This window comes from Citrobacter sp. wls829 (assembly GCF_005280825.1).
GTDB lineage: Bacteria > Pseudomonadota > Gammaproteobacteria > Enterobacterales > Enterobacteriaceae > Citrobacter > Citrobacter gillenii.
In genome coordinates this window covers 45,808-63,013 of record NZ_SZWP01000027.1, presented here as the reverse complement: position 1 = coordinate 63,013, position 17,206 = coordinate 45,808, and the positions used below count along the sequence as shown (strand labels likewise).

Annotated in this window: 13 protein-coding genes; 7 read left to right on the top strand and 6 right to left on the bottom strand. The window is 55.4% G+C overall.

Translation table 11 applies throughout. The annotated features are described in order from the left end of the window. Positions 1-65 precede the first annotated feature (65 nt). The 3 genes from FDW88_RS02300 to ypfH all read left to right on the top strand — a co-directional run bounded on the left by FDW88_RS02300 (position 66) and on the right by ypfH (position 3,735). Positions 66-932: a neutral zinc metallopeptidase gene (locus FDW88_RS02300; protein ID WP_117343535.1), complete on the top strand. Its 867-nt coding sequence runs from the start codon at positions 66-68 to the stop codon at positions 930-932. A gap of 15 nt (positions 933-947) precedes the next feature. Next, positions 948-2,963, top strand: a complete 2,016-nt coding sequence (locus FDW88_RS02295; protein ID WP_137361935.1) for a tRNA(Met) cytidine acetyltransferase TmcA — start codon at positions 948-950, stop codon at positions 2,961-2,963. A gap of 73 nt (positions 2,964-3,036) precedes the next feature. Further along, on the top strand, positions 3,037-3,735 hold the full coding sequence (gene ypfH / locus FDW88_RS02290; protein ID WP_137361934.1) for an esterase: 699 nt from the start codon (positions 3,037-3,039) through the stop codon (positions 3,733-3,735). An 83-nt stretch (positions 3,736-3,818) separates the two neighbouring features. Here the strand turns inward: ypfH and FDW88_RS02285 are convergent, their stop codons facing one another. The 3 genes from FDW88_RS02285 to FDW88_RS02275 are packed head-to-tail and all read right to left on the bottom strand — an operon-like array spanning position 3,819 to position 5,543. Next, a complete protein-coding gene (locus FDW88_RS02285) occupies positions 3,819-4,019 on the bottom strand; it encodes a hypothetical protein (RefSeq protein ID WP_096756206.1) in 201 nt (66 codons plus the stop codon). A gap of 27 nt (positions 4,020-4,046) precedes the next feature. Further along, positions 4,047-5,174, bottom strand: coding sequence for a succinyl-diaminopimelate desuccinylase (gene dapE, locus FDW88_RS02280; RefSeq protein ID WP_096756207.1), 1,128 nt, complete (start codon positions 5,172-5,174; stop codon positions 4,047-4,049). A gap of 3 nt (positions 5,175-5,177) precedes the next feature. After that, entirely contained in the window at positions 5,178-5,543 is a 366-nt protein-coding gene (locus FDW88_RS02275; RefSeq protein WP_137361933.1) for an ArsC family reductase, read from the bottom strand. Positions 5,544-5,932: 389 nt separating this feature from the next. Here FDW88_RS02275 and ypfM point away from each other — a divergent pair, with 389 nt between their 5' ends. Then, on the top strand, positions 5,933-5,992 hold the full coding sequence (ypfM, locus tag FDW88_RS02270; RefSeq protein WP_001386977.1) for a protein YpfM: 60 nt from the start codon (positions 5,933-5,935) through the stop codon (positions 5,990-5,992). A 76-nt stretch (positions 5,993-6,068) separates the two neighbouring features. Here the strand turns inward: ypfM and acrD are convergent, their stop codons facing one another. Together acrD and narQ are read right to left on the bottom strand one after the other, a co-directional pair. After that, on the bottom strand, positions 6,069-9,182 hold the full coding sequence (gene acrD, locus FDW88_RS02265; protein WP_096756209.1) for a multidrug efflux RND transporter permease AcrD: 3,114 nt from the start codon (positions 9,180-9,182) through the stop codon (positions 6,069-6,071). Positions 9,183-9,366: 184 nt separating this feature from the next. Next, positions 9,367-11,064 carry a nitrate/nitrite two-component system sensor histidine kinase NarQ gene (gene narQ / locus FDW88_RS02260; RefSeq protein WP_096756210.1) on the bottom strand — a complete coding sequence of 566 codons (1,698 nt, stop codon included), beginning with the start codon at positions 11,062-11,064 and terminating at the stop codon, positions 9,367-9,369. 261 nt (positions 11,065-11,325) lie between these two features. Here narQ and aegA point away from each other — a divergent pair, with 261 nt between their 5' ends. The 3 genes from aegA to FDW88_RS02245 all read left to right on the top strand — a co-directional run bounded on the left by aegA (position 11,326) and on the right by FDW88_RS02245 (position 15,204). Then, positions 11,326-13,305 carry a formate-dependent uric acid utilization protein AegA gene (gene aegA / locus FDW88_RS02255; RefSeq protein ID WP_137361932.1) on the top strand — a complete coding sequence of 660 codons (1,980 nt, stop codon included), beginning with the start codon at positions 11,326-11,328 and terminating at the stop codon, positions 13,303-13,305. Between the two features lie 156 nt (positions 13,306-13,461). After that, positions 13,462-14,040 carry a GDP-mannose pyrophosphatase NudK gene (gene nudK, locus FDW88_RS02250; RefSeq protein WP_137361931.1) on the top strand — a complete coding sequence of 193 codons (579 nt, stop codon included), beginning with the start codon at positions 13,462-13,464 and terminating at the stop codon, positions 14,038-14,040. A gap of 120 nt (positions 14,041-14,160) precedes the next feature. Further along, on the top strand, positions 14,161-15,204 hold the full coding sequence (locus FDW88_RS02245) for a DUF1176 domain-containing protein (RefSeq protein ID WP_137361930.1): 1,044 nt from the start codon (positions 14,161-14,163) through the stop codon (positions 15,202-15,204). On the opposite strand, the gene tkt is transcribed toward FDW88_RS02245, so the two are convergent. Next, positions 15,194-17,188 carry a transketolase gene (gene tkt / locus FDW88_RS02240; RefSeq protein WP_115257812.1) on the bottom strand — a complete coding sequence of 665 codons (1,995 nt, stop codon included), beginning with the start codon at positions 17,186-17,188 and terminating at the stop codon, positions 15,194-15,196. The two genes, FDW88_RS02245 and tkt, sit on opposite strands and share 11 nt — an antisense overlap. Positions 17,189-17,206 lie beyond the last annotated feature (18 nt).

Below are 17,206 nucleotides of genomic sequence, written 5' to 3'. Positions count from 1 at the left end.
TTATGGTAATCCTGTTCCGAACCGCCTACGATCATCATCATAATGAATAAAAAGTTGAGGTGATTATGCGCTGGCAAGGGCGTCGCGAAAGCGACAATGTAGAAGACAGACGTAACAGTTCGGGCGGCGGACCTTCTATGGGCGGGCCGGGCTTTCGTTTGCCACGTGGTAAAGGCGGCATCATCCTGCTGATTGTGGTCCTTGTGGCCGGCTATTATGGCGTCGATCTCACCGGGTTAATGACCGGCCAACCTGTTTCGCAGCAGCAATCCACGCGTTCCATCAGTCCGAATGATGATGAAGCGGCCAAATTTACCTCGGTGATCCTCGCCACGACCGAAGACACCTGGGGCCAGCAGTTTGAAAAAATGGGTCGTACTTATCAGCAGCCTAAGCTGGTGATGTACCGTGGCGCGACGCGAACCGGATGTGGAGCAGGCCAGTCAGTGATGGGGCCATTTTATTGCCCTGCGGACGGCACGGTCTATATCGATCTCTCCTTCTATGACGACATGAAAAGTAAGCTCGGTGCTGACGGTGATTTTGCTCAGGGCTATGTCATTGCGCATGAGGTTGGCCACCACGTGCAGAAACTACTAGGCATAGAACCGAAAGTTCGCCAGATGCAGCAGAATGCTTCGCAGGCGGAAGTGAATCGTCTTTCCGTGCGTATGGAGCTGCAGGCCGACTGCTTTGCTGGCGTCTGGGGCAACAGTATGCAGCAGCAGGGCGTGCTGGAAACGGGCGATCTGGAAGAAGCGCTGAACGCCGCCCAGGCAATTGGTGACGATCGACTGCAGCAGCAGGGGCAGGGACGCGTGGTACCGGACAGCTTTACGCATGGTACCTCTGAACAGCGCTATAGCTGGTTCAAACGCGGTTTTGATAGCGGCGACCCGGCGCAATGTAATACCTTTGGCAAAGGCATTTAAGATCCTGAGGCAGGGATGTCCGATAACACCGCACTGAATGCGTTAACTGAACACATGGGCCGGGAAGGCATCCGTCGCCTGCTGATTATTAGCGGCGAGGGTCTGTGGCCTCAGGAGCGGGCGTTTGCGCTACGCAACACATTACCCGGCGACTGGCTTTGGGTGGGGGCAACGGCCCCCGCTGAACCGTACTGCACGCCGCAAGCGCTACAAACGTTACTGGGGCGTGAGTTTCGCCATGCGGTTTTTGATGCCCGTCAGGGATTTGACGCTGCGGCGTTTGCCGCCCTAAGCGGCACGCTGCGTGCCGGAAGCTGGCTGGTGCTGCTGACGCCCCCCTGGCTGACCTGGCAAACGCATCCTGATGTGGATTCACTGCGCTGGAGCGATTGCGCCGAACCTATCCCTACGCCGCACTTTGTCGAACACTTTCAACGGGTGATGACCCGTGACGGACAAACCCTGCACTGGCAACAGCATCAGCCTTTTACGCCTGGATATTTTCCCGCACGCGCTCGCTGGCAGCCAGCTAACGGCGAGCCTCAGCCAGAACAGGCGGTCATTTTACAGCAGCTGCTGGATATGCCGCCCGGCGTGGCAGCGGTAACCGCCGCGCGAGGCCGGGGTAAATCCGCGCTGGCCGGGCAGTTGATATCACGCATGAAGGCAAGCGCCATTGTTACCGCCCCGGCAAAAGCGGCGACGGATGTGCTGGCGCAGTTTGCCGGAGAACGTTATCGTTTTATGGCGCCTGATGCGTTACTCACCGGCAGCGAAACCGCTGATTGGCTGATTGTGGATGAAGCGGCCGCTATTCCCGCCCCGTTGCTGCATCAGCTGGTTTCGCGTTTTCCACGTGTGCTGTTGACTACCACCGTTCAGGGTTACGAGGGAACCGGCAGAGGCTTCTTATTGAAGTTCTGCGCGCGTTTCCCCCATCTTCTGCGTTATGAACTGCAGCAGCCCATCAGGTGGGCTCAGGGGTGTCCGCTGGAACAAACCGTCAGTGAGACGCTGGTGTTCGACGACGACACTTTTTTGCATCCCCCTCAAGGCGATATCCACTTCTCCACCTTTGAGTCGACGGCCTGGCATAGTAATCCGCATCTGCCGCTGGCGGTATACCGGCTGCTCTCCGGGGCGCATTACCGCACGTCTCCGCTGGATTTGCGCCGAATGATGGACGCGCCTGGCCAGCATTTTTTGCAAGCATCGGCGGCTGACGCGGTGGCGGGGGCCGTCTGGTTGGTGGATGAAGGCGGCTTATCCGCTGAACTTAGCCAGGCCGTCTGGGCAGGTTATCGTCGTCCAAGAGGAAACCTGGTGGCGCAATCACTGGCCGCGCACGGCAGTGACCCACAGGCGGCGACGCTCGTTGGACGGCGAGTAAGTCGTATTGCGGTTCATCCCGCCCGCCAGCGGGAAGGTATTGGGCAACGGCTAATCGAGCAGGCTCATTACTATTCCACGCAGTGTGACTATCTGTCGGTCAGTTTTGGTTATACGAGTGAGCTATGGCGTTTCTGGCAGCGATGCGGCTTTGTGCTGGTGCGGATGGGGAATCATCGGGAGGCCAGCAGCGGCTGCTACACCGCGATGGCACTGCTGCCGATAAGCGAGGCGGGAAAACGCCTGGCCGCAACCGAACACCTGCGCCTGCGTCGGGATGCTGACGTTCTGGCACAGTGGAACGATGAGACGATCCCGGTCGTGCCGCTGAAAGAGACTACGCTTAATGATGACGACTGGCAGGCGTTGGCTGGATTTGCCTTTGCGCATCGGCCGCGGCTCACTTCGTTAGGCTGTCTGAGTCGCCTGCTCCAGCGCAGCGAGCTACCTCTTCCGGCATTGCGCGGACGTGTCGACGAGAGATGCGGCGACACTGGACTGTGCCAGCGACTGAAGGTGTCCGGGCGTAAAGCGCTGTTGTTGGTTCAGCGGGATGAAGCGGCGCAGGCGTTGGCCCAGATCGATGCGGCCCGGACGCAACAGCTACAGAATCGCATTATGCAATGGCAATTTTTTCACTGACTTCTTCAATTTCCTGGCATGGTCATTGCGATTAAGCGGCGTAGAATTACTCTTATCAGTTAAGGAGATCGCCATGAAACATGACCATTTTGTTGTTCAACGTCCCGATAAACCCGCGCAACAGCTGTTGCTGCTGTTTCATGGCGTCGGCGATAACCCGGTTGCCATGGGCGAAATTGGTTCCTGGTTTGCACCGCTGTTCCCCAATGCGCTGATTGTCAGTATCGGTGGGGCACAGCCTTATGGTTCCACCGGCGGCCGGCAGTGGTTTTCAGTGCAGGGCGTGACGGAACAGAACCGTCAGGAGCGGGTTGATGCCATCATGCCGGTGTTTATCGACATCGTACGCTACTGGCAGCAACAGAGCGGCGTTTCCCCTCAGGCAACCGCGCTGATTGGTTTTTCGCAGGGGGCGATTATGTCGCTTGAGAGCATCAAGGCCGAACCGGGGCTGGCATCGCGGGTCATCGCCTTCAATGGCCGCTACGCCAGCGTGCCGGAGGTGGCGACGACCGCCACAACGGTGCATTTGATTCACGGCGGGGAAGACCGGGTGATCGAACTGTCTCACGCCGTTGCCGCGCAGGAAGCATTAATTCGTGCCGGAGGGGATGTGACGCTGGATATCGTCGAAGATCTCGGCCATGCCATTGACGATCGCAGCATGCAATATGCACTCGATCATTTGCGTTTTACCGTACCGAAGCACTATTTCGATGAAGCACTGAGTGGCGGTAAGCCCCACGATGATGATGTGATTGAGATGATCTAGCCCGTAGGCCGGATAAGGCGAGGTCGCCATCCGGCACTTAATGCCCGGTAGCGCTAACGCTTACCGGGCCTACGGGACTGTGTTTATTTCTTCGGCTGATCTTTGTTCGGCCAGTCATCGTCATCATCCCATTTATCGTTAAAGTCACGATGCGGGGGAAGCTCCGGTTTATTGGCGAGAAATTTTTTATGGTCAACGCGCTTGAGATCTTTGATTACGTTCAGCAGTACGCCTACCAGAAAAACCAGTACTAAAATCCACCAATACTTTGCCAGCAAGTCCATGCTCATTTCCTCTTGCAGGAACGCTCATCAGGCGACGAGCTGCTCCATGATACGTTGATACATACGGGCAAGCAGCTGCAGGTCGGCGGCATTAACACATTCATTAATTTTATGAATGGTGGCATTGACCGGCCCAAGTTCTACTACCTGCGCCCCCATGCGGGCAATAAAGCGCCCGTCGGATGTCCCGCCTGTAGTCAGTAACTGCGGTTTAATTTCATTATAGTGCTCAATGGCGTTGACCACTGCATCCACCAGTTTACCGCGATCCGTCAGGAACGGCTGACCGGAAAGCCACCAGTCGACGGTATAACGCAGCTGATGCTTATCCAGCAACGCCAGCACCCGCGATTTGATCATCTCATCGTTGAGTTCGGTGCTGAACCGGAAGTTGAACTGAACAAAAAGCTCGCCGGGGATGACGTTATTGCTGCCGGTTCCTGCCTGAATATTGGCAATCTGCATGCTGGTCGCGGGGAAAAATTCATTACCCTGATCCCATTCAATGCCTACCAGTTCATTCAGCATTGGCGCAGCGCGGTGCACAGGGTTATCGGCCAGATGCGGATAGGCCACGTGTCCCTGAACCCCGTGAATCGTCAGGTTGCAGGTCAGTGAACCCCGACGCCCGTTCTTGACCACATCACCGACGATTTCGGTACTGGATGGCTCGCCGACCAGGCAATAGTCCAGTCGTTCGTTGCGGGCCATCAGCGCTTCAACCACCTTCACGGTGCCATTTTTCGCGCTGGCTTCTTCATCAGAGGTGATTAAAAATGCCAGACGGCCTTTATGGTTAGGGTGCTGAGCGACGAAACGCTCTGCCGCGACAACCATTGCCGCCAGCGATCCTTTCATATCCGCAGCGCCGCGTCCGAACAGCAGGCCGTCGCGGATTGTCGGCTCAAATGGCGGATTGATCCAACGATCAACATCACCGGCAGGCACGACGTCGGTGTGACCGGCAAATGCCAGCGTCTCACCGTGTCCGCGCCATGCCCAAAAATTCTGTGTGTCACCAAAATCCATTCGCTCAACGGTAAAACCTACCGCGCGCAGGCGCTCAATCATTAACGCCTGGCACCCGGCATCATCCGGGCTCAGAGAAGGACGGCGAATAAGCTGCTGTGTCAGCTCAATAACCGGGCACGACATAGACTACACCTCATTACAATCATTAAAAAACTGCATATAACTGGATTCACTAAAACCCAGCAGCATAGGCTTACCCGGTGCGCAGAGCAATGGGCGTTTGATCATTGCAGGCATTTCAATCATCAACGCGGCGGCGGCGTCCGCAGTGGTGATGCGACTCCGCGTGATTTCATCCAGTTTGCGCCAGGTGGTTCCGCGCGTATTGAGCAGCGCCTCCCAACCTAACTCGTTGATAAAAGACTGCATGAGTGCGTGGTCCAGACCGTCAACGCGATAATCATGGAAGCGGTACTCAATACCGCGTTCCTCCAGCCAGCGTCGGGCTTTTTTAATCGTATCGCAGTTTTTAATGCCGTAAAGGGTGACCATTTGAATCCTTATTGACGTAATTTGAATATTTATTCTTAATCTGTGTTATTGCAGATAATACATAGTGTCACTCAATCGTTATAGAAAAATATAACATTGTTGAACAACAGTGAATAATGATTCCTGAAAGTTCCAGAATCAGGGATGGCGTAAAATTCAGAATTTACTGCTTTGCATCTGACTGTTTTTCCATCAGACTTTATCAAAGTCGTAGATTATGTATGAATATTTCAAAATATTGCCGTAAGTCACATAAAATTTATGGGTATAGCGCATAGTGATGACATACACCCCACACACGGGAGGATGCAATCACAACCATTGGTTAAATTGTCTTCTTTTAATGATGATGATTTCGTAGAATGCCCATAATAATAAGAGAGGTTGTTATGATTGAACGTGAACTGGGGAACTGGAAAGATTTTATCGAAGTCATGCTTCGTAAATAAATTTCTGGCAGACATCCTGATCCCGCAAGGGATAAAAAAAGGCGACTCATAATAAGTCGCCTTTTTTGTGCCCTGATTATTCCGGGCGTGGCTTCAACGGGAAGCGCCTGCGTACCAGCACAAAAAACAGCGGCACGAAGTAAATGGCCAAAATGGTGGCGGATATCATCCCGCCCATCACGCCGGTCCCTACCGCATGCTGACCGCCGGAGCCTGCGCCGCTGCTGATGGTCATCGGCAGCACCCCGAAGATAAACGCCAGTGAGGTCATTAAAATTGGACGTAAACGCTGACGACAGGCGTGCAGTGTGGCGTCGAGCAAATCGTGTCCTTTTTCATTCATTTCATTGGCGAACTCAACAATTAATATCGCGTTTTTCGCCGACAGCCCGATAACCGTTAATAGCCCGACCTGGAAATAAACGTCGTTTTCCAGACCGCGCATCCAGGTCGCCAGCAGCGCGCCAATCACCCCCAACGGCACTACCAGCATGACGGAGAATGGTACCGACCAGCTTTCGTACAGTGCCGCCAGACACAGGAACACCACCAGCAGCGAAATAGCGTACAGGGCAGGGGCCTGAGAGCCCGAGAGCCGTTCCTGATAAGACATCGCCGTCCATTCGAGGCCAAATCCGGTCGGAAGCTGATGCACCAGCGATTCCATCACGTCCATTGCCGTCCCGGTACTGACGCCGGGCGCGGCTTCGCCGACGATCTCGACGGCAGAGTAGCCGTTGTAGCGTTCCAGACGCGGTGAACCGGTTTCCCAGCGCGAGGTGGCAAACGCCGAGAACGGCACCATACCACCGCTATTGTTGCGCACGTACCACAGGTTGATGTCGTCAGGGAGCATGCGATATTTCGCCGCCGCCTGCACGTAGACTTTTTTCACACGGCCGCGGTCCATAAAGTCATTGACGTAACTGGAGCCCCAGGCCGTTTGCAGCGTGTCGTTAATATCATCGATAGAAACCCCCAACGCCTGTGCTTTGCGCTGATCGATATCAATTTGCAGCTGCGGGCTGTCGTCGAGGCCATTATGACGTACGCGGGTGAGAGAGGTGTCCTTCCCGGCAAGTTCTATCAGTTTGTCCCGTGCGGCCATTAACGCGTCATGACCCGCACCGGCGTGATCCTGCAACTCCATATCAAAACCGGCAGAGCTACCCAGGCCGCTGATGGCCGGAGGGCTGCTGGCAAATACGCGCGCCTCTTTAATCTGGTTAAACGCTTTGGTGGCGCGTTCGATAATGGCAAATGAGGTGCCGGTGGTGGCGTCACGATCGTCCCAGTCTTTTAAGCGGACAAACATGCGCGCTACGTTCTGCCCGTTCCCACCAGGGCCAGAGCCGACTGTTGAGAAGACCGACATGATGTTGTCTTTTTCATGGGTGAAATAATACTTCTCGACTTCTTCCACCACTTTTAACGTCTGCTGCTGCGTGGAACCGCTGGGCAGCTGCACCGAGGTGGTAAACATGCCGCGGTCTTCCAGCGGCAGGAACGAGGTTGGCAGGCGCAGGAACAGGAATACCATGCCGCCGAGCAGTAAGCCGTAGATCAGGATCCAGCGCAGGCTGCGATGTAAAATTCGGGCAACGCCTTTTTCATAGCGTTCAGCATTGCGGTTAAACATGCGGTTAAACCAGCCGAAGAACCCGGTCTGACCGTGATGTTCGCCCTTATGCAGCGGCTTGAGCAATGTGGCGCACAGGGCCGGGGTCAGGATCATCGCCACCAGCACCGACAGCACCATTGCCGAGACGATGGTTATCGAGAATTGGCGGTAAATCGCCCCGGTGGTGCCACCGAAGAAGGCCATCGGGATAAATACCGCGGACAGCACCATGGCGATACCCACCAGCGCACCCTGGATCTGCCCCATCGATTTCCGCGTGGCTTCACGCGGCGAGAGGCCTTCCTCGCTCATGATGCGCTCGACGTTCTCCACCACCACAATGGCGTCATCGACCAGCAAGCCGATGGCCAGCACCATCGCAAACATCGTCAGCGTGTTGACGCTGTAGCCAAAGGCGTAGAGCACGGAGAAGGTGCCCATTAACACCACCGGGACGGCGATGGTCGGGATAAGCGTCGCACGGAAGTTTTGCAGGAACAGATACATGACGAGGAAGACCAGCGCGATGGCTTCCAGTAGCGTTTTTACCACGTCGATAATCGACGCTTTGACGAAGGAGGTGGTTTCATACGCCACCTTGTATTCCAGTCCGTGCGGGAAATATTGCGACAGCTCATTCAGGCGATTGATAACCAGATTCGCCGTCGCCATTTCATTGGCGCCAGAGGCTAATTTAACCCCCAGACCGGAGGCCGGATTGCCGTTAAAGCGGCTGAGGTAATCGTATTTCTCTGCGCCCATTTCGACTGTGGCGACGTCGCCCAGTTTGACGTCGGAACCGTCCTGATTCACGCGCAGCGTAATCGCGCGGAAATCGTCCGGCGTTTGTAGCAATGACTGAGCATTGATCGTCGCATTCAGAGCCTGTTTGTCCACCGAAGGCGTACCGCCAAGTTGGCCGACTGCAATTTGCGCATTTTGCGACTCGATAGCGTCGGTGACGTCTTTGGCGGTCATCTGGAAGCTGTTCAGCTTGGCCGGGTCGAGCCAGATACGCATGGAGTATTGAGAGCCGTAGGCGTCAATATCCCCCACGCCGTTAATACGGCTGAGCGGGTCCTGAATATTACTCGCCACGTAGTCGGCAATATCCTGCTTGTCCATTGAGCCGTCGGTGGAGACAAAGGCGATAGTCAGGATATTGGTATCCCCGGTTTTACGTACCGTCACCCCCTGATCCTGTACCGCCTGCGGCAGCTTACGCATCGCCGACTGCAGTTGGTTTTGTACCTGCTGTACGGCTTCGTCAGGATCGGTCCCTGCCACAAAACTTAGCGTCACCGACGCCTGGCCGGTCCCGCTGCTTTGCGACGACATATACATCAGGTTATCGAGACCGGTCATGTTCTGTTCGATAACCTGGGTCACGGTGTTTTCCAGCGTTTGTGCCGACGCGCCTGGATAGTTCGCGGTGACGCGCACGTTCGGCGGCGCCAGATCGGGATATTGCTCAACGGGCAGCGAAAAAATAGCCAGGGTTCCTGTGAGACACAACAGGATAGCTAACACCCAGGCAAAAATGGGGCGATCGATAAAAAAATTCGCCATTAAAAGGGGACCTCGTGTTTCTGCGTATATTTGTGGGTATGACCTGCTTCACTGTAGCGGCAAGGTACGAGCCAAACGTGGAGAAAAAAAGAAGATAATGTAAATTATCATACGCGTTTACAGCGTACCTTTCGTGCCAACGCCGTCTGGACTGGGTGCAGACCAGACGGCGCATTGCTGTTCTTTACGTTAGCTGACTTTCTGTCTCTGCCGATCGAAAACTAATGCTGACCAGCGTTCCGCCCCCGGAGGGTTGCGAGAAGGTCAGTGTACCGCTGAGTCTTTCTGCTCGCTCACGCATAATATTCAAACCATAGTGTCCCGCGGGTTCTTGCGGGTCACCGATACCGACGCCGTTATCGCGGATATACACGGTATGATTCCCATCCGGCGCGGTCACGCAGCTGACGGCAATTTCGCTCGCACTGGCGTGTTTAATGGCGTTCAACACTGCTTCACGAACGATCTGCAACAGGTGCACCTGCATTTGCGCATCCAGTGCCAGCGTCGGTAACCGGCAATCGAGCGTCAGTTTAGCCGAAGTTTGGTTTTGCAGCGTTTCCAGCATTTCGTGCAGGGCAGAAGGCAGATCGGCCTGCTGTAAGGTCAGGCGGAAGGTGGTGAGCAGCTCGCGCAACTGGCGATACGCATCATTCAACGCCTGGGAGAAATCGGCCATGATGCCCTGCGCCGGGGCATTATCTTCCGGAATCGAACGCTTCAGTAGCGTTAACTGAATGCGCAAATAAGACAGTACCTGCGCCAGCGAGTCGTGGAGTTCACGCGCGATGGTCGCTCGCTCTTCCATTAACAACAGCTGCTGAAAATGTTTTTGCGCCTGATTGAAGTACAGCCCGCGTCCCAGCATGGTTGACACGCTATTAAGCAGCGGTGTGGACGCACTCACGTTAGGGCTTTGCCAGTGTAGTTCTCCATAGACGGTCTCCTGCATGGTGACCGGCAGGATCTGCATCGGCAGTTCGGGGCTTTTAGTCCCTTCGCTGATCCGCCAGTTATCACCGACGGTGAGTTCCAGGAAATATGCAGCGTCGTGCTCGCGAACGATCTGTAAAATATGGCGGAAGCAGTGCACGTCAATTTGGCTGGTATTCAGCGCCTGAGAGCACTGATACAGCACTTCCAGGCGGCGATTGGCTTCGTGAAGGTCGTGTGTTTTCTCCGCCACGGAGGCTTCCAGCGAGCGGTACAGTTTATGCAGTTCACTCGACATCTGGCTAAACGTCTTCGCCAGCAGCCCCAGTTCGTTGGGCAAGCCGGTATCCAGTTGGGGGATATCAAACTGACCGTGTTCAATCTGCTGGCTGGCCATCACCAGGTTATTGAGTGGACGTACTACCTGCTGGCGAATACGCCGCAAAGTAAAGAACACCAGGGTGAATATGCCGATCCCGCCCGCCAGCGATATGCCAAACACCAGCATCACTTTGCGCTCAGCATAATGCTGCAACGCCAGCACGAAGAGGTCGATTTGATTGACATAGTTGTTGATATTGGCCTGATACCAGGGCAAATCGCCGCTTATCAGTCGGGTGTTCATTTCCAGCCAGTTCGCATGCAGACGTCCATAGCGACTTTTTACTGCCTCTGGAACATACCAGGCGTTCAGATTTTGTAATGCCGGCGCGTTTAACGCCTGCTGGAAAAGCTGGCGATGGGCGTTGAGTTGTGGGCTTTGGCTTTGCAGGTCATACCCCAGCCGATAACTTTGCATACGCAGGGAACCGGCAATATTAATTGCCTCCGCGTCGCGCAAACTGCTGGTGAGCGTAAGCAGCGCAATGCCCGTAGAGAGAATTGACAGCAGCACGATGTAGAAAAAAGCCTTGGCTAAACTGGCCGAGACAGGACGCTTTACCGTCACTCGCACATCCTCACACAATGCGCCTCGCGCCTGGTTGCAGCCCGAACGACTCAGTGTATTTGTTAAATGTTAATAAAATCGCCATGAAACAGGATGGTAACTGAAACACAATTTCATATGCGATGAAATAAATTGATCTGCCACAGGTTCTGGATAAATAGTTGTACTTTCTGGGCAAATGGACATTGCCGCTCACTTCAGGGTCGGTTAATAACAGTCATATAAAGAATAAGGTTTTTGCAACCAAAAAAGAAGGAAGCCATGAATCGTTTTATTATGGTCAACAGCCAACAGTGCCTGGGATGCCACGCCTGTGAGGTCGCCTGTGTCATGGCGCATAACGATGAGCGGCATGTCCTGAGCCAACGGCATTTTCAGCCGCGCATTACCGTCATCAAACATCAACACCAGCGCAGTGCGGTGACTTGCCGCCACTGTGAAGACGCGCCCTGTGCCAGAAGCTGTCCGAATGGCGCAATCAGTCATGACAATGACAGCGTGCAGGTGAACGCGAAAAAGTGTATTGGCTGTAAATCCTGCGTTGTTGCCTGTCCTTTTGGCACGATGCAGATCGTACTGACTCCCGTGGCGAAAGGAAAGGTGAAAGCGACCGCGCATAAGTGCGATTTGTGTCAGGGGCGGGAAGAAGGACCGGCCTGCGTTGAGAACTGTCCGGCGCAGGCGCTACAGCAGGTGACTGAAAGCTCACTTGCCGGTCTTTCAAAAGCACGCAGGCTGCGCGCAGCCAGTCAGGAGTGTCAACCCTGGCATGCGATTGCCAGCGGAGTGACGCAGCATGTCACCAGTAAAGTTGAACAAATGCGGGCCACGCCCCCGCGCGGTGAGCCCGATAAACTGCCGATTGAAGCCCGTAAAACCAGCTTTGATGAAATTTATTTGCCGTTCCGCACGGCGCAGGCTGAACGGGAAGCCTCCCGCTGCCTGAAGTGTGGCGAGCACAGTATTTGCGAGTGGACGTGCCCGCTGCACAACCATATTCCACAGTGGATCGAACTGGTGAAAGCCGGAAACATTGACGCAGCGGTTGAGCTTTCGCACCAGACCAACTGTCTGCCGGAAATTACCGGACGCGTCTGTCCGCAGGACCGGCTCTGCGAAGGGGCTTGTACGGTACGTGATGAACACGGTGCGGTCACCATTGGCAATATTGAACGTTACATCTCCGATCGCGCGTTGAGCAAAGGGTGGAGACCGGACCTAAGTCATGTACAGAAAGTCGATAAACGCGTCGCCATTATCGGTGCGGGTCCGGCGGGGCTGGCTTGTGCGGATGTGTTAGCCCGCAACGGCGTTAGCACCACCGTCTTCGATCGCCATCCTGAAATTGGCGGCTTACTGACGTTTGGTATTCCGGCCTTCAAACTGGATAAATCATTGCTGGTGCGCCGTCGTGAAATCTTCAGTGCCATGGGTATTCATTTCGAACTGAACTGCGAAGTCGGCAAGGACGTGACGCTGGCCGCGTTGCTGGAAGACTACGATGCGGTGTTTGTGGGCGTCGGGACCTATCGTTCGATGAAAGCGGATCTGCCGAATGAAGACGCCCCCGGTGTGTATGACGCGCTACCGTTCCTGATTGCCAATACCAAGCAGGTGATGGGACTGGATGAACTGCCAGAGGAGCCGTTTATTGACACCGCCGGACTGAACGTCGTGGTCCTCGGTGGCGGCGATACGGCCATGGACTGCGTGCGTACCGCGCTGCGCCACGGGGCAAGCCAGGTCACCTGCGCTTACCGTCGGGATGAAGCCAACATGCCCGGCTCGAAAAAAGAGGTCAAAAATGCCCGAGAAGAGGGGGCTAACTTTGAATTTAACGTCCAGCCGGTTAAGCTGGTGCTGAATGCTGAAGGGCGCGTCAGCGGCGTGCGTTTCTTACGCACCCAACTCGGTGAACCTGATGCGCAGGGGCGGCAGCGTCCGGTTCCCATCGCCGGGAGTGAATTTGTGATGCCTGCCGATGCGGTGATCATGGCGTTTGGTTTTCATCCGCACGGCATGCCATGGCTGGAGGCGCACGGCGTGAAGGTTGATAGCTGGGGGCGGATCGCTGCGGACGTTGAGAGCGCTTACCGTTATCAAACCACGAACCCGAAGATTTTTGCCGGGGGGGATGCGGTGCGCGGAGCCGATCTGGTGGTGACGGCCATGGCGGAAGGGCGTCATGCCGCACAGGGGATCGTCGACTGGCTGGGTATAAAATCAGTTAAATCTCACTAATCAGCGGGTAGGCCGGATAAAACGCGTTAGCGTTGCCATCCGGCAATGTGCCGTATGTAGGTCTGATGGCGCTTCGCTTATCAGGCCTACATTGTTCTAAGACAAACCCGGTTTCACGGCGTAGTATTATTGCTCACTTCTCTCCGTGGAGCCGGTATGTCGCAAAAAATTACCCTCATCAAAGACAAAGTCCTTTCCGATAACTACTTCATCCTGCGCAATATCACCTATGAACTGACCCATAGCAACGGCGAGGTCATCCGCCACAAACGCGAGGTTTACGATCGCGGTAACGGGGCCACCATCCTGCTGTATAACCCGGAGAAAAAGACCGTGGTGTTGATCCGCCAGTTTCGCGTCGCGACCTGGGTCAACGGTAACGAAAGCGGACAGCTAATAGAAACCTGCGCCGGACTGCTGGACAACGACGAGCCGGAAGCCTGCATTCGCAAAGAGGCGATAGAAGAGACCGGCTATGAAGTGGGTGAGGTGCGTAAACTGTTTGAGTTGTACATGTCGCCGGGCGGCGTGACCGAATTAATCCACTTTTTTATCGCACATTACAGTGACAGCCAGCGGGCGAATGCTGGCGGCGGCGTTGAAGATGAAGATATTGAGGTTCTGGAACTCCCCTTCATGCAGGCGCTGGAGATGATCAAAACCGGTGAGATCCGAGATGGTAAAACGGTGCTATTGCTGAACTATTTGCAGTCGTCACATCTCATGGACTCATGATCGGGATTTATATTTCTTTACAAAATAACGGCCAATCCGACGATTCTGATTGAGCCTCATCAATCGCGCAAGGAAGATACGGCTCAGGTTGTTGGTTTTGACTTCGGGGTTGTACCGTCCATGCGCTATCGCGTTATTTTCATCTTTCTGCTCGGTTTGCTGCCGGTCCGCTTTTTGTGGGCGGCTCCTGCGCAGCAGGCATTTTCCGACTGGCAGGTGACCTGCAATAACCAGAATTTTTGCGTGGCGCGCAATACCGGTGAACATCACGGCCTGGTGATGACCCTAAGCCGCAGCGCCGGGGCACATACCGACGCGGTGTTGCGCATCGAACTGGGGGGACTGGACTCCCCCGATGCCAAAGAGGCAGATATTGCGCCGCGTTTGCTGCTCGACGGCGCACCGCTGCCGTTGACCGGTGAACACTGGAATATTACGCCCTGGCATCTGATGACTGACGATCCTGTCACCATTAGCGCCTTTTTACAGACCGTGCAAAACGCGCAGGCTATTACCCTGCAAAAAGGGGGGCAAACCCTGTCGCTGGCAGGACTGAAAGCCGCGCTGTTGTTTATTGACGCACAGCAAAAACGTGTAGGCAGTGAAACCGCCTGGATACAAAAAGGTGACGAGCCGCCGCTCAGCGTGCCGCCGGCACCCGCCCTGAAAGGTGTGGCTATCGTGAATCCCACGCCAACGCCGCTGTCTGAACAAGAACGCAACGACCTGCTGGATTACGGGAACTGGCGGATAAACGGGTTGCGTTGTTCGCTCGACCCGATGCGTCGCGAGGTGCGGGTGTCTGCGTTAACGGACGACAAAGCGCTGCTGATGATCGGCTGTGAGGCCGGGGCATATAACACCATCGATTTGGCATGGATTGTGTCCCGCAGCAAACCGCTGACCTCCCGCTCCGTGCGGTTGAGTCTGCCGTTTAAAACGGATGCAGAAAGCAATGATATGGAGTTGACCAATGCTGCGTTCGATGAAAAATCGCGCGAGCTGATTACGCTCGCCAAGGGCCGAGGTTTGTCGGACTGCGGTATCCAGACGCGCTGGCGTTTTGACGGCCAGCGTTTTCGTCTGGTGCGTTATGCGCAGGAGCCAAGCTGTGATAACTGGCATGGCCCCGACGCCTGGCCCACATTGTGGATCACCCGTTAAGCACCTTATGTGCTTTTTCGACAATGTTCTCCACCGTAAAGCCGAAAAACGGGAATAATTTGTCCGCCGGGGCGGATTCCCCATAGCCGGTCATGCCGACAATCGCGCCTTTCAGACCGACATATTTGTACCAGTAATCGGCAATGCCCGCTTCGACCGCCACGCGCGCGCTGACGTTTGCTGGCAGGACCGATTCACGGTATGCCTCGTCCTGGGCGTCGAAGATATCCGTTGAGGGCAGGGAGACTACGCGAACGTTACGCCCTTCACCCGTCAATTTCTCCGCCGCCAGCAGGGTGATCTCCATCTCTGACCCGGTAGCAATCAGGATAATATCCGGCTTCCCGCCGCCGTCTTTCAGCACGTAGCCGCCGCGGGCAATCTCTTTGACCTGCTCAGGCGTGCGTTCAACCTGTGCCAGGTTCTGCCTGGAAAGGATCAGCGCCGTGGGACCGTTATGGCGCTCAACGGCCAGTTTCCAGCCTACTGCCGCTTCGACCTGATCGCACGGACGCCAGGTGCTGAAGTTGGGCGTCAGGCGCAGGCTGGCGAGCTGCTCTACCGCCTGGTGAGTCGGACCGTCTTCCCCCAGACCAATCGAGTCGTGGGTATAGACCATGATCTGTCGGGCCTTCATTAATGCTGCCATGCGTGCGGCGTTACGGGCGTATTCGACAAACATCAGGAAGGTGGCGGTATACGGGACAAAACCGCCATGATGGGCGATGCCGTTGGCAATGGCGGTCATGCCAAATTCACGCACGCCGTAGTGAATGTAATTCCCGGCCGGGTCGTCTTTCAGCGAGGTTGAGCCTTTCCAGATAGTCAGGTTGCTGGGGGCGAGATCGGCAGAGCCGCCAAGCAGTTCGGGCAGCATCGGGCCATAGACGTTGAGGGTGTTTTGCGATGCCTTACGGGTGGCAATTTTTGCCGGATTAGCCTGCAATTCGCGAATGTATTTCTCGGTACTCTTTTCCCACTCTTTTGGTAGCCCACCACGCATCCGGCGGGTAAACTCTGCTGCCAGTTCAGGATGTGCTTGCTGGTACGCGGAGAAGGTCGTATTCCAATCCTGCTGGGCTTTTTCGCCTTTTTCCCGCGCGTCCCAGGCCCGATAAATCTCTTTGGGGATGTGAAAGGCGGGATGATGCCAGCCCAGCTTCTGGCGGGTCAACGCCACTTCTTCTTCACCCAGTGCCGCGCCGTGCGCCTCTTCTTTCCCGGCCTTATTCGGCGAGCCAAAGCCAATTACCGTCCGGCAGATAATGAGTGATGGCTTATCGGTCACGCTTTGGGCTTCCAGAATGGCTTTCTTGACCGCTTCAGGATCGTGCCCGTCTATCTCGTGTACCACATGCCAGTGATACGCTTCAAAGCGCTTCGCGGTATCGTCGGTAAACCAGCCTTTGGTTTCGCCATCAATAGAGATGCCGTTGTGGTCGTAAAAGCCGATCAGCTTGCCCAGTCCCAGCGTCCCCGCCAGCGAACAGACTTCGTGGGAAATCCCTTCCATCAGGCAGCCGTCGCCCATAAAAACATAGGTGAAATGGCTGACAATCTCATGGCCCGGCTGATTAAACTGCGCGGCCAGCGTTCGTTCGGCCACCGCCAGCCCGACGGCGTTCGCCAGGCCCTGACCCAATGGCCCGGTGGTGGTTTCCACGCCCGGCGTGTAACCCAGTTCCGGGTGCCCGGGCGTTTTTGAATGCAGCTGGCGGAAGTTCTTTAACTCGTCCAACGGCAGGTCGTAACCGGAAAGATGCAGCAGGCTGTAAAGCAGCATTGAGGCGTGACCGTTGGACAAAATAAACCGGTCACGATCGTACCAGTGAGGATCGCTCGGGTTATGGCGGAGAAAATCGTTCCACAGCACTTCGGCAATATCGGCCATGCCCATCGGTGCGCCGGGATGTCCGGAGTTGGCTTTCTGGACCGCATCCATACTCAGCGCACGAATGGCATTGGCAAGCTCTTTACGGGTCATAGGAAATACTCCTTGAAA